This is a genomic window from Cellulomonas sp. KH9, from assembly GCF_900114185.1.
Taxonomy (GTDB): domain Bacteria; phylum Actinomycetota; class Actinomycetes; order Actinomycetales; family Cellulomonadaceae; genus Cellulomonas.
Window position 1 is genome coordinate 106,045 of the sequence record NZ_FOSE01000002.1, and the last position, 16,148, is coordinate 122,192.

Genomic DNA, 16,148 nt, shown 5'->3' on the forward strand with positions numbered 1-16,148 from the left:
GATCGGTGCACGCCGATCCGGGAGGACGCCATGACGCAGCCCGACGCCGGGCGCATCGACCTGGCGCTGGTCCGCACCTACCTCAACGACCACATCACGGGCGCCAGCGCCGTCGCCGCGCGGGTCCTGCGGATGAGTCGCAACCCCGACGCGGGGCAGGACGCCGCCGACCTCGAGCGGCTGGCGGCCGAGCTGCGCGAGGAGCGTCGCGTGCACGAGGCCACGGCGCGTGACCTCGGGTTCCGGCTCTCCCGCTGGAAGCACCTCGGGGCCGCGCTGGCCGAGCGCGTGGCGCGGCTGAAGCCCAACGGCCGCGCGGCGGGCCGGTCCCCGATGACGCTCGTCCTGGAGCTGGAGGTGCTGCGCTCGGGCCTCGAGGGCAAGCGCCTGGGCTGGACGACGCTGCGGGAGCACGCCGCCGCGCTCGACCTCGACGCGGAACGGCTCGACGCGCTCGTGGCGCGCTCGCGGGAGCAGGCCGAGCTGGTCGAGACCCTGCACGCCCGGCACCGGGCGCAGGCCTTCGACGCACCCGCCGCGCACGAGGGGTGTGCGGCCGTGGACCGTGGCTAGGCTGCGACGACGGAGGTGGCGATGGACGCGCTGCAGGACTGGACCGACCGGGCGGCCCCCGCGCTCGGCGTCGACCCGGCGCTCGTCGCGGCGACGCAGGACGACGTCCTCGACATGGTGCGCGACGTGGCCCACGGCGTCCTGCGTCCCGCCGCACCGCTGACCGCGTACCTGGTGGGTCTGGCGGCCGGCCGGGCCGCCGCCGCGGGCGACGACCCGGAGGCGGCGGTGCGTGACGCGCTGGCCCGGGTGGCGGTGCTGCTCAGCGAGGAGCCCGCGGCCGCGGGCTGAGGGAGGCGGCCACGCGGCGGGCGGCTGCCAGGTCGTCGGCGTCGTCGACGTCGAGCACCGTCGCGGCGGACACCGCGACACCGACCGTGCGCAGGCCCGCGACCAGGTCCCGCGCCGGTCGCCCGTGCAGGTCCTGGGCCAGCCGCTCGCGCACGGCCGCGAGGCGGTAGGCCGCCAGCAGCGGCTGGGGGCGTCCGTCCGGGCCGACGGCGAGGGCGGCGTCCACCGCGGCGTCCGCGTCCAGCGCCGCGAGCAGCGCCCCGACGGCCGGTCCGGCGAACGGCTGGTCCCCGGCGAGCACGACGACCACCGCCGGCCCCGGGTGTGCCGCGCGGACCGCCGCCACACCCGCGCCGACCCCGGCGAGCGGACCACCGCCGACGGGCTGCTCGCGGGCCCACAGCACCTCGTGCCCCACGTCCTGCGGCTCACCGACGACGACCGTCGGCAGCGGTGCGACGTCGTCCAGCAGGCGTCGCAACGGGGAGCGGCCGCCCACGTCGAGCGCCGTCTTGGGCGCGCCGCCCAGACGGCGTGCGGTGCCGCCGGTCAGGACGACCACGACGGCGGGTGCACCGGTCACGTGCGTCACGCTACGGCCTGCCGGTGCACTCGGCCTGCCGGTGCGCTCAGCCTGCCGCGGCGACCCGCCGGACGTACGCGGTCGCGGGAGCCGCGGCGACCTCGGCCGGGGTGCCCTGCTGGACGGCGCGCCCCGCCTCGAGCACCAGCAGCGCGTCGGCGAGCTCGAGCGCGTCCCGCAGGTCGTGCGTCACCAGCAGCGCGGGCACACCGGCGGCGACGGCCCGGCGGACGACCCCGTGGACCCCGTGCCGCGTCCCGGCGTCCAGCGCGGCGAACGGCTCGTCGAGCAGCAGGGCGCGCGGGCGTGCGGCGACGGCCCGGGCGACCGCGACGCGTCGGGCCTGCCCGCCGGACAGGCGGTCGGCGCGGGTCCGGGCGTGCTCGGCCAGGCCGACGTCCGCCAGCAGCGCGTCGGCCGCCGCGCGCGCCGCGGCCGCGCGCACCCCCTGCGCGCGCGGGCCGAACGCGACGTTCTCGCGCGCGGACAGGTGCCCGAACAGTGCGCCGTCCTGCAGCGCGACGCCCAGGCCGCGCCGGGCCGGCGGCCGGTGGTGCCCGGCCGCGGCGTCGGCGAGCACCTCGTCGCCCAGGCGCACGTGCCCCGCCGTCAGCGGGACCAGGCCGGCGACGGCCTCGAGCAGGGTGGACTTGCCGCTGCCGTTGGGTCCCATCACCGCGAGCACCGCACCGGGCGGGACGCGCAGCGCGACGTCGAGGGTCAGGGCCCCGCGCTCCACCCGGGCGTGGACGTCGAGCATCACCGTGCCCTCCCGGCCGGGCGGCCACCCGTCCCGGGCAGGCCGCCGAGCCACCGTCCGCGCAGCGCGACCAGCACGGTCACCGAGAGCGCGAGCAGCAGCACCGACATCGCCACCGCCTGCTCGGGCGCGGTGTCCATCGCCTGGTAGACCGCCAGCGGCATCGTCCGGGTGGTCCCGGGGAAGCTGCCGGCGAAAGTCACGGTGGCACCGAACTCGCCGAGCGCCCGTGTGAAGCAGAGCGCGGCACCCGCCGCGACGCCCGGGGCGACGGCGGGCAGGGTGACCCGGCGCAGCACGTACCCGGGCGACGCACCCAGGGTCTGGGCGGCGAGCGCGCGGCGGCGGTCCGCGCCGCGCAGGGCACCCTCGACGGCCAGCACGAGGAACGGCAGGGAGACGAACACCTGGGCCAGGACCACGGCGACGGACGTGAACGGCACGCTCAGGCCGGTCCACGCGTGCAGCGTGCCGCCGAGCAGCCCCCGCCGCCCCAGCAGCAGCAGCAGGGCGACGCCACCGACCACGGGCGGCAGCACCAGCGGCACGGTCACCAGCGCGCGCAGCAGCCGGACGCCGCGCAGGTCGTCGTGCGCGAGCACCCACGCCAGGGGCACGCCCACCAGCAGGGACACCGTCGTCGCCACCGTGGCGGTGCCGAGCGACAGGCGCAGCGCCTGCAGCACGGCGGGGTCGCCGACGAGCGCGGGCAGGTCGCCCCAGGGCGTCGCCAGCAGCAGCGCGACGATCGGGAGCACGAGCACCGCGACGCCCGCGCCCGCCGCCAGGACCAGTGCCCACGACGAGAGCCGGCCGGCGGTCCGCCCGCTCACGGCGGGCCGAACCCGGCCGCGGCGAACGCCCGGCGTCCATCGGGTCCCGTCAGCAGCGTCACGAAGGCGGCGGCCGCGGCGGGGTGCGGGGCACCGGGGACGACGAGCGCGGGGTGCTCGGTGGCGACGTCCGCGGCCTGCGGCACCTCGATGCCCTCGACGGCGCCGTCGGCCGCCCGCACGTCCGTGCGGTAGACCAGGCCGGCGTCCGCCTCGTCGAGGGTCAGCCGGGTCAGGACGGCACGCACGTCGCGCTCGAGGGTGTCAGGTGCGGCGACGACGCCCGCCCGCGCCAGGACGTCCGCCGCGACCGCGCCGCACGGGACCTGCGGGGCGCACAGCGCGACCGTCAGGTCCGGGTCGGCGAGGTCCGCGAGCGAGGTGACCCCGCCCGGGTTGCCGGCGGGCACGGCGAGCTGGAGGTGGTTGGTCGCCACGACGACGGGCTCGCCGCCGAGCGCGTCGGTGACGGTGAGCATCGTGTCGTCGCTCGCGGTGAGCAGGACGTCCGCCGGCGCCCCGGCCAGGACCTGCGCGGCGAGCGTCGCGCTGGACCCGAAGGTCGTCTCGACGCGCAGCCCGGGGTGGTCCGCCGTCGCGCGCTCGGCGAGGTCGGCCACGACGTCCGTCAGCGACGCGGCCGCCAGGACCACGAGCCTGTCCTCGACCCGCTCGGGGTCGTCGCCCGCACGGGCGGTCCCGGTGGGCGCGCAGCCTCCGAGCGCCACGGTCACGCCCAGCAGCGTCATGGTGAGGGCGGCCGTGAGGGCCGGCGCGCGGCCCGTCACCCGCGCTCGACGTGCTCGACGGCGACGTTCGTCGCCTTCACGGAGGCGACCGCCACGACCCCGGGCTCGAGCCCCAGCTCGTCGGCGGCCTCGCGGCTGATGAGCGACACCACGCGGTACGGTCCGGCCTGGATCTCGACCTGGGCCATCACGGTGTCCCGCACGACCCGGGTGACGATCCCGCGCAGCCGGTTGCGGGTGGAGCGGTGCTCACCGCCGGGCTCGGGCCGCGCGCCCAGCTCCTGCGCGAGGCCGGCCAGGGCGAGGCCGTCGACCTCCCGGTGGCCGGACGACCCCGGGGCGGCGGTGAGCCGGCCGGAGTCGATCCAGCGGCGCACGGTGTCGTCACTGACGCCCAGCAGCGTCGCGGCCTCGGCCACGCGGTAGGTCGGCACCGACCGATCGTAGTGTCGACGCCGCACCTGCGGCGACTACGGCACTGGCGCACCGCATCTGCGGCCGGCGTGGCACGACCCTAGGCTGGCGCGGTGACCGGACCCGAGGACCGCCCGTACGAGCCCGCGCGCCGCGTGCTCACCGCGCGCGTGACCCCCGACCCCGTCGACGTCGACGAGCTGGCCCGCGCGGTGGCGGACGCCGCGGCCGGTGCGGTCGTGACGTTCGCCGGCGTCGTCCGCGACCACGACCAGGGACGGGGCGTGACCCGGCTGGAGTACGTCGCCCACCCCGACGCGCAGGACGTGGTCGAGCGCGTGGTGGCCGACGTCGTCGCCCGCAGCCGCGTCGACGCGGTCGCCTGCGTCCACCGGGTCGGCACCCTGGCCGTGGGGGAGTGCGCCCTGGGCGTGGCGGTGTCCGCCGCCCACCGGCAGGACGCGTTCGCGGCCGCCGCGCTGCTGGTCGACGAGGTCAAGGCCCACCTGCCGGTGTGGAAGCGCCAGGACCTCACGGCGGGCGGTCACGAGTGGGTCGGCAGCGCCTGACGGCTCAGCCGCCCGCGAACGGCGGCAGCACGTCGACGCGGGAGGGTGTGCCCAGCGGCTCGTCACGGTTTCGGTGCAGCACCCCGTCCACGAGGAGCGCGCACCGCGCCGCCACGTCCTGCAGGGCGGTGCCGTGGCGGGCGGCGAGCGCGTCGAGCAGGGTGCCCACCGTCGCGCCGACGGGCACCGGCACCTGCTCGGTGTCGACCCCCGCCGCCTCGGCGGCTGCCGCGAAGTAGCGCACCGTGGTCACGGGCACGTCGGCTGCGGTGACCGGCGGGGTCCCGGTGGTGTGCGACGGGGTGGTCGTCATGCCGTCATCCTCCGATCGCGCTCATGGTCCGGGCGGGCTGCAGGAAGGTCGGGTCGTCGATGCCGTGGCCTGCCGCCTTGCCGCGCATCGCGGCCCGCCAGGCGTCCGCGATCGTGTCGTCGTCCGCCCCACCGCGCAGCAGCCCGCGCAGGTCGTCCTCGTCGCGCGCGAACAGGCAGCTGCGGACCTGGCCGTCCGCCGTCAGGCGCGTGCGGTCGCACGCCCCGCAGAACGGCCGCGTCACCGAGCCGATCACCCCGACCGTCGCCCCCGGGTGCCCGGCGACGTGCCACGTCTCGGCCGGGGCGCCGCCGCGGGCACCGTCCGGCTCCGCGACGAGCCCGAACGCCGCCGACAGCGCGTCGAGGATCTCGCGGGCGGTGACCATGTCCTCGCGCACCCACGACCCGTGGGGCCCCAGCGGCATCTGCTCGATGAACCGCAGGTGGTAGCCGTGCTCCAGGGCCCACGTCAGCAGCGGGACGGCCTCGTCGTCGTTCACGCCGCGCACCAGCACGGCGTTGACCTTCACCGGCGCGAGGCCCGCGGCGGCCGCGGCCGCCAGGCCCGCGAGCACGTCGGCGTGCCGGTCCCGGCGCGCGATCGCCGCGAAGCGCTGCGGGTCCAGGGAGTCCAGCGAGACGTTGACCCGGCCGAGGCCCGCGTCCGCGAGCGCACGGGCCCGCTTGTCGAGGCCCAGCCCGTTCGTGGTCAACGCCGTGCGGACGGGGGCGCCGTCGGCGGTCCGCAGGGCGGCCGTCGCGCCGACGATGCCCTCCAGGCCGCGGCGCAGCAGCGGCTCACCGCCCGTGAACCGGACCTCGCGGACGCCCAGCCGCTCGACGCCGACCCGCACCAGGCGCACGACCTCGGCGTCGGTGAGGACGGTGTCGTCCGGTGCCCACGGCAGCCCCTCGGCGGGCATGCAGTACGTGCAGCGCAGGTTGCAGCGGTCGGTCAGCGACACGCGCAGGTCGGTGGCCACCCGGCCGTACCGGTCCACCAGGCCCCCCGTCGGCCGCGAGGTGGCACCGCCCCCGCTCACGGCTCCCATACGGCGATGATACGGACGCCCGTGGCGCCCGCCGTGCGCGTCCGCTGCCCGGACGGTGCGCCGCGCCGGGCGGGCGTGGGCGGCTGCCAACCCGGCAGTAGGTTGGGCGCATGGCCGACGTCCTGCCCGCCGGGCCCGCACTGCCCGCCCGCGTCGTGCGCAGCCTCGACGAGCACGCGGCCGCGGTGCTGGCGCTCGGACGGCCGCTGCCCGCCGTCACCGTGCCCCTGGCGCACGCGCGCGGGCGTGCGCTCGCCACCGACGTGCGCAGCGCGGTCGACCTGCCCCCCTGGGACAGCTCGGCGATGGACGGCTACGCCGTGCGCAGCGCGGAGCTGCGCGTCGACGGGGTGCTCGAGGTCGCCGACGACGTCGCGGCGGGGGACACCCGCGACGTCCGCCTGCCCGCCGGGGCGGTGGCGCGGGTCATGACCGGTGCGCCGGTGCCGGACGGCGCCGACGCGGTCCTGCCCGTCGAGGCGACCGACGGCGGCACGCGACGCGTCCACGTCCACGGCGTCGTCGCGCCCGGGGCCCACGTGCGGCGGCGCGGCGAGGACGTGCGCGCGGGTGACGTCGTGCTGCGCGCCGGGGACGTGCTCGGCGCCGGCGCGGTGGGCCTGCTCGCCGCGACGGGCCACGCGCACGTCGCCGTCCACGCCCGCCCGCGCGTCGCGGTGCTGTCGACCGGGTCCGAGCTGGTGGCGCCGGGACAGCCGCTCGCGCACGGGCAGATCCACGAGTCGAACGGGCCGCAGCTCGCCGCCGCGGCCGCCGCCGCCGGTGCGGACGTCGTCGCCGTGCGAGTGGTGCGTGACGACGTCCCCGCGGTGCGCGCCGCGCTGGCGGCGCTCGTCGGCGAGGTCGACGTCGTCGTCACCACCGGAGGGGTCTCGGTGGGCGCGTACGACGTGGTCCGCGACGCCCTGCTGGCCGACGGCTCCGGTGAGCTCGTGCACGTCCGCATGCAGCCCGGCAAGCCGCAGGCGGTGGGTGCGCTCGCGGACGGCACCCCGGTGCTCGCGCTGCCGGGCAACCCGGTCAGCTCGTTCGTGTCGTTCGAGGTGTTCGTCCGCCCCCTGCTGCGGCGCCTGCTCGGCGCGCGCCACGTGCACCGGCGCACGCTCACCGCCGTCCTCGCCGCGGACCTGGCGTCCACGGCCGGCCGTCGGCGGTTGCTGCGCGCGCGCCTCGACTGGGGCTCGGGACGACCCGTCGCCACCCTGGTCGGCGGTCCCGGGTCGCACCTGCTCGGTGCCCTGGCCGGTGCCGACGCGCTCGTCGACGTCCCCGAGGACGTCGCCCACCTGGCCGCGGGGGACCCCGTGACCGTCATCGACCTGAGGGAGCACGACGCGTGACCCAGTCCGACCGCCTCACCCACGTCGACGCGCACGGCGCCGCGCACATGGTCGACGTCGCCGACAAGGAGGTCAGCGTGCGCAGCGCGCGGGCCACCGGGCGTCTGGTCACCACCCCGCACGTGGTCGCGCTGCTCCGGGGTGAGGGCGTCCCCAAGGGCGACGCGCTCGCGGTGGCCCGCATCGCCGGCATCCAGGCCGCCAAGCGCACCCCGGACCTCGTGCCGTTGTGCCACCCGATCGCGATCCACGGGGTGAGCGTCGACCTCGAGGTCGTCGACGACGGCGTCATCATCGACGCTCGCGTGCGCACGGCCGACCGGACGGGGGTCGAGATGGAGGCGCTGACGTGCGTCGCCGCGGCCGGTCTGACGCTCGTCGACATGGTCAAGGCCGTCGACCGGGGCGCCCACCTCACCGACCTGCGCGTCGAGGAGAAGTCGGGCGGGCGCAGCGGGACCTGGACCCGTGCCTGAGCCCGTGGACGCCGGCTCACCGTCCGCCGTGGTCGTCACGGTGTCCGACCGTGCGGCCGCCGGCACGTACGACGACGTCTCGGGGCCCGTGCTCGTCGACGGGCTGCGGGCGCTGGGGCTGGTGGTCACGGACCGGGTGGTCGTCCCCGACGGCATGCCCGTGGAGCGCGCGCTGCGTCAGGCGGTGGCGTCCGGCGCTGACCTGGTGCTGACCACGGGCGGCACGGGCCTGGGACCGCGCGACCTGACGCCCGAGGCGACCCTGGCAGTGGTGGACCGCACCGTGCCCGGGATCGCGGAGGCGCTGCGCGCGGACGGCGCGCGCCGGGGCGTGCCCGGTGCGCTGCTGTCGCGCGGCGTGGCCGGGGTCGCCGGGCGCACCCTGGTGGTCAACGTCGCGGGGTCACCCGGCGCCGCGCGCGACGCGCTCGAGGTGCTCGCCGGCGTGCTGCCGCACGCCCTGTCCCAGCTGGCCGGGGGCGACCACCCCGGCTGAGCCGGCGGTGTCCCGCGGTGTCAGGCCCCCGCGGGCGTCCGCGCCCACGCGGCCACCCCGCCGGGCAGGTGCCGAGCGTCCCGGACACCCGCCGCACGGGCCAGCGCGGCCGCGTGCGCGGACCTGCTCCCCACGCGGCAGACGAGCACGAGGGGCCGGTCGGGGTCGAGCGCCGCGAGCGCCGTCTCGGACACGAACTGCGCGAACGGCACGTGGCGAGCCCCGGGGAACGGGAGCGCCGCGACCTCGACCGCGTCGCGCAGGTCGACGACGTCGGCGTCGCCGGCCGCCAGGACGTCGCCGGTGCGCACGTCCCGCGGCGCCGGTGACGGGACGTCCGCCGCGCGTCCTGCCACGCCAGCGCCGGGACGCCGGGCGTCACCCGCGCGGCGGCGCACCGGCACGTCCTGCCACGTGCCCGCGAACGCGTCGTGCACCACGACCCGGCCCAGCAGCGTCCGGCCGGCGCCGCACACCAGGCGGACGACCTCGAGCGCCATCGCCGCGCCGGCGGCCGCGCACACCGCACCCAGCACGCCGTCGACGGCGCACGCCGGGACGGTGCCGTCCGGCGGCGGGCCGCCGAACACGTCGCGCAGCGTGACGCCCTCACCGACCGGGGGTGTCGACCAGAAGGTGCTCACCTGCGCGTGCCCGCGCTGCAGCGATCCCCACACCCACGGCAGCCCGAGCCCGGCGCACACGTCGTCGAGCAGGTAGCGGGTCGCGAAGTTGTCGCTGCCGTCCACGACGAGGTCGTACCCGCCCAGCAGGGTGCGGGCGTTGTCGGCGCCCAGCCGCACCGGGTGCGTGCGCACGACGAGCGCCGGGTCCAGGGCGCGGACCGCGTCGGCCGCCGAGTCGACCTTGCGCCGCCCCACGTCGCCCACGCCGTGCACCACCTGGCGCTGCAGGTTGGAGACCTCGACCACGTCGTCGTCGACGACCCCCAGCGTGCCCACGCCCGCGGCTGCGAGGTACAGGAGCACGGGCGACCCCAGCCCACCGGCGCCGACGACCAGCACGCGCGCCGCCAGCAGCCGGCGCTGGCCGGTCTCGCCGACCTCGGCGAGCGCCAGGTGCCGCGCGTAGCGGGCGACCTGGGCCGGCGTCAGCGGGGGGCCGGGCTCGACGAGCGGCGGCAACGGGCCGCCCGTGCGGCTCACCCGTGCGACCCCGTCGTGACCCCCGTCACCGTGGTCAGCAGCACGACGCTGTCCTCGAGCGCCCGTACGGAGTGCCGCTCGTGGGTCAGCTCCCAGAGCCCACCGGCGCCGACCTCCTGCTGCACGTCGTCACCGACCTCGACGCGGACCCGCCCGACCAGCGTCTGCAGGCTGGCGGCGGGCGGCGAGGCGTGCTCGCCCAGACGGGAGCCGGCGACGAGCGCGATGACGGTCTGGCGCAGCTCACCGTCGTGCACGACGAGGCGGGCGCTGCGGCCGTGGGGGTCGGTGCGGGCGGCGTCGAGGAGCTCGGTGGTCAGGGCATGGAGGTCCGGCATGGGTCGATCCTCGCAGGCCGGTGCGCGGCCCGCGTGGCGGCACGCGCCCCCGCCCGCGCCGACGGGACCCCACGGCACCGCGACTCGCGTCGAGCACCGCACCCCGTACCTCACACCCCGTGCCGGGCTCGTGTGCGCGGAACGTTCGCGGCGGGTTACCGGGGGGCCACCGCGGGGGAAACACGGCGTTCCTAGCCTCGAGCACGACGCCGGCACCACGCGGCGCCCCGCCGGCCCGGCCGGCACCGACGCCCGACCTCGCGTGCCCGGCACGCGGCCCGACGCCCGGAGGCTCCCCGTGACCCAGACCCCGACGACGCCGCCCGCGGCGGGGCCGTCCGCCCCACCCGTCGCCCCGCCCGTCCCACCGGGCGCCGCCACGGGCCACGGCTCCGGCGCGGTCGTCCTCACCCCGCCCGGCACGACGCCCGAGCTGGTGCGCCACCGGGGGCGGTGGCTGCACGGCTGGAACCCCGAGGCGACCGACCAGTGGCAGACGGTCGGGCGGGCCGTCGCCCGACGCAACCTGGTCCTGTCGGTCTTCGCGGAGTTCCTCGGGTTCGCCGTGTGGGCGCTGTGGAGCATCGTCGTGCCGCAGCTGCCCGCGGCCGGGTTCGCGCTGACGGCCGACCAGATGTTCTGGCTGATCGCCGTGCCGTCGCTGGTGGGCGCGACCCTGCGCATCCCGTACACGTTCGCGGTACCCGTCTTCGGCGGCCGCAACTGGACGGTGGTGTCGGCGCTGCTGCTCCTGGTCCCGACCCTCGCTCTCGTGTGGGCGGTGCAGCGGCCCGACCTGTCGTTCGGCGTCCTGCTGGGCGTCGCGGCGCTCGCGGGAGTCGGCGGCGGCAACTTCGCCTCCTCGATGGCGAACATCTCCTTCTTCTACCCGGAGCGGGAGAAGGGCCGTGCGCTCGGGCTCAACGCGGCGGGCGGCAACATCGGCACGGCGGCCGTGCAGCTCGCGGTCCCGCTCGTGATCGTCTCCGCCGCGGGCGTGCAGCTCGAGCGCGCCGGGCTGATGTTCATCCCGCTCGCCATCCTGGCCGCCGTGCTCGCGTGGCGGCTCATGGACAACGTCAAGGACGCCGCGACCGACCCGCGCACCTACGGCTCCGCGGCGCGGCAGCGGCACACCTGGATCATCTCGTTCATCTACATCGGCACGTTCGGCTCGTTCATCGGGTTCTCGGGAGCGTTCCCGACGCTGCTGCGCAACGAGTTCCCGACCATGACGCTGTCGATCGCCTTCCTCGGCGCCCTCGTCGGCTCGGTCGCCCGTCCGCTGGGCGGGATCCTGGCGGACCGGCTGGGCGGTGCGCGGGTCACGATCGTCGCCTTCGCCGTGATGGCCGCGGGCACCGTGTCCGCGATCCTCGCGCTGCGCGCCGGGTCGTTCCCGCTGTTCTTCGGGTCGTTCCTCGTGCTCTTCCTGGCCACCGGCGCCGGCAACGGGTCCGTCTACCGCATGATCCCCGCCGTGTTCCGCCACGGTGCCGGGGACGCCGCCGACCGCGCCCGCCGCGCCAAGGTGGCGGCCGGGTGCATCGGGATCGCCGGTGCCGTCGGCGCGATCGGCGGCTTCCTCATCCCGCGCGGCTTCGCCGTCTCCACCGGCGCGACGGGCGGCATCGAGGCGGCGCTGTGGGTGGTCGTCGCGCTGTACGGGGTCATGGCGGCGACCACGTGGGCCGTGTACGTGCGCCGCGGTGCGGCGTTCGGCGACGCCGTCATCTGATGACCGCCACCACGACCACGCGGGACGTGCGCACGGGGGCGACCCAGGTCGCCACCGTGTGCACGTACTGCGGTGTGGGCTGCGGCATCGTGCTCGACGTCGACGAGCACGGCGCCGTGCGCCGGGCGAGCGGTGACCGCTCGCACCCCTCGAACGCGGGGCGCCTGTGCACCAAGGGCTCGACCAGCGCGACGGTGCTGACGGCCGGTGGCCGGCTGACGAGCGCGCTGGTCCGGACCGAGCGCGGGGCGGCACCGGTGCCCGCCGACGTCGACGTCGCGATCGACGAGGTCGCGCGCCGGCTGCGGGAGATCCTCGAGCGCGACGGGCCGGACGCGATCGCCCTGTACGTCTCCGGGCAGATGAGCATCGAGGCGCAGTACCTGGCCAACAAGCTGGCCAAGGGCTACCTGCGCACGAGCCGCATCGAGTCGAACTCACGACTGTGCATGGCGAGCGCCGGCACGGGCTACAAGCTCTCGCTGGGCGCGGACGGCCCGCCCGGGTCGTACGACGACCTCGACCACGCCGACGTCCTCCTGCTCGTGGGCGCCAACATGGCGGACTGCCACCCGGTGCTGTTCCTGCGGGTGCTGGACCGTGTGAAGGCGGGCGCCCGGCTGATCGTCGTCGACCCGCGCCGCACCGCGACCGCGGACCGGGCCGACCTGTTCCTGCAGGTGCGCCCCGGCACCGACATCGCGCTGCTCAACGGGCTGCTGCACCTGCTCCTCGAGGCGGGCGCGGTCGACGAGGGGTTCGTCGCCGAGCACACCGAGGGCTGGGAGGCGATGCCGCAGCTGCTCGCCGACTACCCGCCGGACGTCGTCGAGGGACTCACCGGCGTCCCGGCGGCGGACCTGCGGGCCGCGGCGGCGCTCATCGCGGGCGCCGCGAGCTGGGTGTCGTGCTGGACGATGGGCCTCAACCAGTCCACGCACGGCACCTGGAACACGAACGCCCTGGTCAACCTGCACCTGGCCACCGGGGCGATCGGCCGCCGGGGCAGCGGGCCGTTCTCGCTGACCGGCCAGCCCAACGCCATGGGCGGGCGCGAGATGGGCTACATGGGTCCGGGGCTGCCCGGCCAGCGCAGCGTGCTCGACCCCGACGACCGGGCGTTCTGCGAGGACCTGTGGGACCTGCCGGCGGGCACGATCCGCGCCGACGGCGCGGGCACGGGCACGATCGACATGTTCCGCCGCATGGCCGACGGCGAGATCCGCGCGTGCTGGGTCATCTGCACCAACCCGGTGGCGTCGGTGGGCAACCGGCGCACGGTCATCGAGGGCCTCGAGCGTGCCGAGCTGGTGGTCACGCAGGACGTGTTCGCCGAGACCGAGACCAACGCGTACGCCGACGTCGTGCTGCCCGCCGCCATGTGGTCCGAGGCGGACGGGGTGATGGTCAACAGCGAGCGGACCATGACGCTCGCGCGCCGCGCCCTGTCCGCACCGGGCGGCGCGCTGCCCGACTGGCAGCTGATCGCCCGCGTGGCCACCGCCATGGGGTTCGACGGGTTCGCCCACACGTCGGCCGAGGAGGTGTTCGCGGAGCTGCGCCGCAGCAGCAACCCGCGCACGGGCTACGACCTGCGCGGCGTCACGTACGAGCGGCTGCGCACCGGCCCGGTGCAGTGGCCGGCCGCCCCCGACGGTCCGGCGCGCAACCCGATGCGCTACCTCAACGACGGCGTGCACCAGCCGCGGCACGTCCGCGACGACGGCACCGCGCCCCGCCTCGTGTTCCCCACCCCGAGCGGGCGGGCCGTCTTCCACGCCCGACCGCACGTGGACCCGGCCGAGCTGCCGGACGACGACCACCCGTTCCTGCTCACCACCGGGCGGGTCGCGCACCAGTGGCACACCCTGACCAAGACGGGCCGGGTCCCGGCGCTCAACCGGTTGAACCCCGGCCCGTTCGTGGAGGTCCACCCCGACGACGCGGCCCGGCTGGCGCTGGCGGACGGCGCCGCGGTGGAGGTCGCGTCCCGCCGGGGCCGTGCCGTGCTGCCCGTGGTCGTCACCGACCGCGTCCTGCCCGGCACGGTGTTCGCGCCGTTCCACTGGAACGACCTGTTCGGCGAGTACCTCAGCGTGAACGCGGTGACCAACGACGCGGTGGACCCGCTGTCCTTCCAGCCCGAGCTCAAGGCCTGCGCGGTCACGCTGACGCCGGTCGCGACACCGGCCCCTGTCCCGGACGCCGGCACGGGCGCCGCCGGTGCGGGCGCGGCCGGGGCGGGCGCGGCCGGGGCGGGCGCGGACGGGGACGACCGGCCCGCCGGTGCCCCGCCGGCGCTGCCCGTGCTGCCGGTGACAGGCGACGGTGCGTCCGCCGCGGCCGCCCGCGCGTTCGCGGTGGCGCTCGGCCTGCCGGAGGTCGCGGCGCCCGTGCTCGACGCGGGCGAGCAGCGGTACCTCGCGGGCTTCCTGGCGGGCCTGGGGCACGGCGCCCCCGGGGTGCCGGTGCTGCCACCCGGCGCACCCGTGGCCGGGGAGCACGCGCTGTGGGTCGACGGCGTGCTCGCCGGCCTGTTCTCCCGCAGCGGGGGCGCCGACCCCGGCGCCGACGCTCCGCGGACGCGCGAGCTGGTGGTGCTGTGGGCCTCGCAGACCGGCACGGCCGAGGAGCTGGCCGGTGAGGTCGCCGCCCGGCTCACGGCCGCCACCGGCCGCAGGCCTCGTGTGCTCGCGATGGACGACGCGCTCGCCGCGCTGCCGCGGCGGGCGGACCTGGTGCTCGTGACCAGCACGACGGGCGACGGGGACGCCCCGGACAACGGTGCCGCGCTCTGGGAGGTGCTCGCCGACCCCGGTGCGCCGTCCTTCGCGGCGGCGAGGTTCGCGGTGCTCGCGCTCGGTGACCCGTCGTACGACCGCTTCTGCGGGCACGGGCGGCGCCTCGACGGTCGGCTGGCGGAGCTCGGCGCGCAGCGGCTCGTCCCGCACCTGGAGCGTGAGCCGGGCGACGACGCGTGCGTCGACCCGTGGGTCGACGCGCTCGCCGCGGCGCTGCGGGGCGACGACGGCGTGCCCGCTGCGCCCCCGGAGGTGACGACGGGCGCCACCGGGCCTGGGACGGGGTCGCTGCACGCCGCCGGGCAGGGCGCGGCGCGTCCCGGTGCCCGGACGGCCCGGGTCGTGGAGCCGGACGCGACGGGCGCACGCGGGACCGGCGAGCGCGCGACCCGGGCGCGGCCCGGGCGCGGCCGGTTGGCGGTCAACCGGCGGCTCGGGGCGGCCGGCTCCGGCAAGGAGGTCCGCCAGGTCGTGCTCGACGTGGGCGACAGCCCGGTGTCCCTGCCCTACCGGGCCGGGGACGCGCTGGCCGTGCACCCCGTCAACGCGGCGCCGCTCGTCGCGCAGTGGCTGGCCGCCACCGGCCTGGACGGTGCCACGGAGGTCATCGTGGACGGCCGGGCGCGGGTCCTGGCCGACGCCCTGCGCACGGACCTGGAGCTGACCCGGCCCGCCGCCGGGCTGCTGCGCTTCGTCGCCGACCGGTCCGCCGGCGACGACCTCGGTGCGCTCCTGCGGCCCGGCCGCGGCGACGCCCTGCGGCAGTGGCTGTGGGGTCGGCAGGTCGTCGACGTCGTCGCGGCGGCGCGGGTGCACGCGGCGGCGCAGGACTGGGCCGACGCGCTGCCCCGGCTGCAGCCCCGGCAGTACTCGATCTCCTCCAGCCCGCTGGTGGACCCGGACCGCATCGCCCTGACCGTCGGCGTCGTGCGGTACACGGCTCCCGGCGGTGCGGCACGCGCCGGCGCCTGCTCGGGGTACCTCGCGGACGCGCCCGCCGGCGCGGACGTCACGGTGCACGTGCAGCCCTCACCGCACTTCCACCTGCCCGAGGACGGGTCGGTGCCGGTCGTCATGGTCGGGCCGGGCACGGGCGTCGCGCCGTTCCTCGGGTTCCTGGCGGAGCGGCGCGCGCGCCGCGACACCGGCGAGAGCTGGCTCTTCTTCGGGGAACGGCACGAGGCCACCGACTTCTGGTACCGCGAGGAGCTCGACGGGCTGCGGTCCGAGGGCGTCCTGACGCGTCTGGACACGGCGTTCTCCCGGGACCAGCGCACGACGGTGTACGTCCAGGACCGGATGCACGAGCAGGGCGCCCGGCTGTGGTCCTGGCTCGTGCGGGGCGCGCACGTCTACGTGTGCGGGGACGCCTCGCGCATGGCGGCGGACGTCGACCGGACCCTGCGCGAGGTGGTGGCGGCGCACGGCGGGATGTCGCCGGACGCGGCGGCGGCGTACGTCAAGGCGATGACGCGTGCCCGTCGGTACGTCCGTGACGTGTACTAGGCGTGCGGGAAGATCCTGCAGAAGGTGCGCCGGGCGGCCCCGGCAATAATGGACGCGCGTGCAGGTCGGGCGTCCAGAGAAATGCCCGGCGCGAGAAATCGATCGGCTGCCGGGTGCGCGTCCTGCT

General features: G+C 77.3%; 17 protein-coding genes. 8 read left to right on the top strand and 9 right to left on the bottom strand.

Features of this window, described 5'->3' with window-relative positions; genetic code table 11:
- The first annotated feature begins 30 nt into the window (after positions 1 to 30).
- Both BMZ16_RS06635 and BMZ16_RS06640 read left to right on the top strand, forming a co-directional pair.
- The gene (locus BMZ16_RS06635) at positions 31 to 573 is read left to right on the top strand and encodes a hypothetical protein (RefSeq protein ID WP_089798851.1); all 543 of its coding nucleotides are present in this window, start codon (positions 31 to 33) and stop codon (positions 571 to 573) included.
- A 21-nt stretch (positions 574 to 594) separates the two neighbouring features.
- Positions 595 to 864: a DUF6457 domain-containing protein gene (locus BMZ16_RS06640; protein ID WP_089799904.1), complete on the top strand. Its 270-nt coding sequence runs from the start codon at positions 595 to 597 to the stop codon at positions 862 to 864.
- Here the strand turns inward: BMZ16_RS06640 and BMZ16_RS06645 are convergent.
- The 5 genes from BMZ16_RS06645 to BMZ16_RS06665 are packed head-to-tail and all read right to left on the bottom strand — an operon-like array spanning position 836 to position 4,223.
- Positions 836 to 1,447 (bottom strand): NTP transferase domain-containing protein, encoded by a 612-nt coding sequence (locus BMZ16_RS06645; protein ID WP_177199621.1) that lies wholly within the window; start codon positions 1,445 to 1,447, stop codon positions 836 to 838. The two genes, BMZ16_RS06640 and BMZ16_RS06645, sit on opposite strands and share 29 nt — an antisense overlap.
- Positions 1,448 to 1,493: 46 nt before the next feature.
- The gene (locus BMZ16_RS06650) at positions 1,494 to 2,207 is read right to left on the bottom strand and encodes an ATP-binding cassette domain-containing protein (RefSeq protein WP_089799906.1); all 714 of its coding nucleotides are present in this window, start codon (positions 2,205 to 2,207) and stop codon (positions 1,494 to 1,496) included.
- Positions 2,207 to 3,040 (bottom strand): molybdate ABC transporter permease subunit, encoded by an 834-nt coding sequence (modB, locus tag BMZ16_RS06655; RefSeq protein WP_089798853.1) that lies wholly within the window; start codon positions 3,038 to 3,040, stop codon positions 2,207 to 2,209. Before modB ends, BMZ16_RS06650 begins: the two co-directional genes overlap by 1 nt.
- Entirely contained in the window at positions 3,037 to 3,828 is a 792-nt protein-coding gene (gene modA, locus BMZ16_RS06660) for a molybdate ABC transporter substrate-binding protein (RefSeq protein WP_255366414.1), read from the bottom strand. The genes modB and modA overlap by 4 nt, the downstream gene beginning before the upstream one ends.
- Positions 3,825 to 4,223, bottom strand: coding sequence for a TOBE domain-containing protein (locus BMZ16_RS06665; protein WP_089798854.1), 399 nt, complete (start codon positions 4,221 to 4,223; stop codon positions 3,825 to 3,827). The genes modA and BMZ16_RS06665 overlap by 4 nt, the downstream gene beginning before the upstream one ends.
- 93 nt (positions 4,224 to 4,316) lie before the next feature.
- Here BMZ16_RS06665 and BMZ16_RS06670 point away from each other — a divergent pair, with 93 nt between their 5' ends.
- Positions 4,317 to 4,772: a molybdenum cofactor biosynthesis protein MoaE gene (locus tag BMZ16_RS06670; protein ID WP_089798855.1), complete on the top strand. Its 456-nt coding sequence runs from the start codon at positions 4,317 to 4,319 to the stop codon at positions 4,770 to 4,772.
- A gap of 4 nt (positions 4,773 to 4,776) precedes the next feature.
- Here the strand turns inward: BMZ16_RS06670 and BMZ16_RS06675 are convergent, their stop codons facing one another.
- Both BMZ16_RS06675 and moaA read right to left on the bottom strand, forming a co-directional pair.
- Positions 4,777 to 5,085 (bottom strand): MoaD/ThiS family protein, encoded by a 309-nt coding sequence (locus BMZ16_RS06675; protein WP_089798856.1) that lies wholly within the window; start codon positions 5,083 to 5,085, stop codon positions 4,777 to 4,779.
- 4 nt (positions 5,086 to 5,089) lie between these two features.
- Positions 5,090 to 6,139 carry a GTP 3',8-cyclase MoaA gene (gene moaA / locus BMZ16_RS06680; protein ID WP_089798857.1) on the bottom strand — a complete coding sequence of 350 codons (1,050 nt, stop codon included), beginning with the start codon at positions 6,137 to 6,139 and terminating at the stop codon, positions 5,090 to 5,092.
- Between the two features lie 110 nt (positions 6,140 to 6,249).
- Between moaA and glp the strand changes: the two genes are divergently transcribed.
- The 3 genes from glp to BMZ16_RS06695 are packed head-to-tail and all read left to right on the top strand — an operon-like array spanning position 6,250 to position 8,472.
- Positions 6,250 to 7,500 (top strand): molybdopterin molybdotransferase MoeA, encoded by a 1,251-nt coding sequence (glp, locus tag BMZ16_RS06685; RefSeq protein WP_089798858.1) that lies wholly within the window; start codon positions 6,250 to 6,252, stop codon positions 7,498 to 7,500.
- Complete coding sequence (gene moaC / locus BMZ16_RS06690; RefSeq protein ID WP_089798859.1) at positions 7,497 to 7,976, top strand: cyclic pyranopterin monophosphate synthase MoaC; 480 nt, start codon at positions 7,497 to 7,499, stop codon at positions 7,974 to 7,976. Before glp ends, moaC begins: the two co-directional genes overlap by 4 nt.
- Complete coding sequence (locus tag BMZ16_RS06695) at positions 7,969 to 8,472, top strand: MogA/MoaB family molybdenum cofactor biosynthesis protein (RefSeq protein WP_089798860.1); 504 nt, start codon at positions 7,969 to 7,971, stop codon at positions 8,470 to 8,472. Before moaC ends, BMZ16_RS06695 begins: the two co-directional genes overlap by 8 nt.
- A 20-nt stretch (positions 8,473 to 8,492) precedes the next feature.
- Here BMZ16_RS06695 and BMZ16_RS06700 read toward each other — a convergent pair whose 3' ends face one another.
- Together BMZ16_RS06700 and BMZ16_RS06705 are read right to left on the bottom strand one after the other, a co-directional pair.
- A complete protein-coding gene (locus tag BMZ16_RS06700) occupies positions 8,493 to 9,638 on the bottom strand; it encodes a ThiF family adenylyltransferase (protein ID WP_089798861.1) in 1,146 nt (381 codons plus the stop codon).
- Positions 9,635 to 9,976: a cupin domain-containing protein gene (locus BMZ16_RS06705; RefSeq protein ID WP_089798862.1), complete on the bottom strand. Its 342-nt coding sequence runs from the start codon at positions 9,974 to 9,976 to the stop codon at positions 9,635 to 9,637. The genes BMZ16_RS06700 and BMZ16_RS06705 overlap by 4 nt, the downstream gene beginning before the upstream one ends.
- A 298-nt stretch (positions 9,977 to 10,274) precedes the next feature.
- Here BMZ16_RS06705 and BMZ16_RS06710 point away from each other — a divergent pair, with 298 nt between their 5' ends.
- Both BMZ16_RS06710 and BMZ16_RS06715 read left to right on the top strand, forming a co-directional pair.
- On the top strand, positions 10,275 to 11,714 hold the full coding sequence (locus BMZ16_RS06710) for an MFS transporter (protein ID WP_369822496.1): 1,440 nt from the start codon (positions 10,275 to 10,277) through the stop codon (positions 11,712 to 11,714).
- A complete protein-coding gene (locus tag BMZ16_RS06715; protein ID WP_089798863.1) occupies positions 11,714 to 16,021 on the top strand; it encodes a bifunctional nitrate reductase/sulfite reductase flavoprotein subunit alpha in 4,308 nt (1,435 codons plus the stop codon). The genes BMZ16_RS06710 and BMZ16_RS06715 overlap by 1 nt, the downstream gene beginning before the upstream one ends.
- Positions 16,022 to 16,148 lie beyond the last annotated feature (127 nt).

Excerpts from the sequence above, each read along its gene's own strand:
- BMZ16_RS06635 (WP_089798851.1), top strand. The coding sequence starts at position 31 with ATGACGCAGCCCGACGCCGGGCGCATCGACCTGGCGCTGGTCCGCACC.
- BMZ16_RS06640 (WP_089799904.1), top strand. The coding sequence starts at position 595 with ATGGACGCGCTGCAGGACTGGACCGACCGGGCGGCCCCCGCGCTCGGC.
- BMZ16_RS06650 (WP_089799906.1), bottom strand. The coding sequence starts at position 2,207 with ATGCTCGACGTCCACGCCCGGGTGGAGCGCGGGGCCCTGACCCTCGAC.
- BMZ16_RS06675 (WP_089798856.1), bottom strand. The coding sequence starts at position 5,085 with ATGACGACCACCCCGTCGCACACCACCGGGACCCCGCCGGTCACCGCA.
- moaA (WP_089798857.1), bottom strand. The coding sequence starts at position 6,139 with ATGGGAGCCGTGAGCGGGGGCGGTGCCACCTCGCGGCCGACGGGGGGC.
- glp (WP_089798858.1), top strand. The coding sequence starts at position 6,250 with ATGGCCGACGTCCTGCCCGCCGGGCCCGCACTGCCCGCCCGCGTCGTG.
- BMZ16_RS06705 (WP_089798862.1), bottom strand. The coding sequence starts at position 9,976 with ATGCCGGACCTCCATGCCCTGACCACCGAGCTCCTCGACGCCGCCCGC.
- BMZ16_RS06715 (WP_089798863.1), top strand. The coding sequence starts at position 11,714 with ATGACCGCCACCACGACCACGCGGGACGTGCGCACGGGGGCGACCCAG.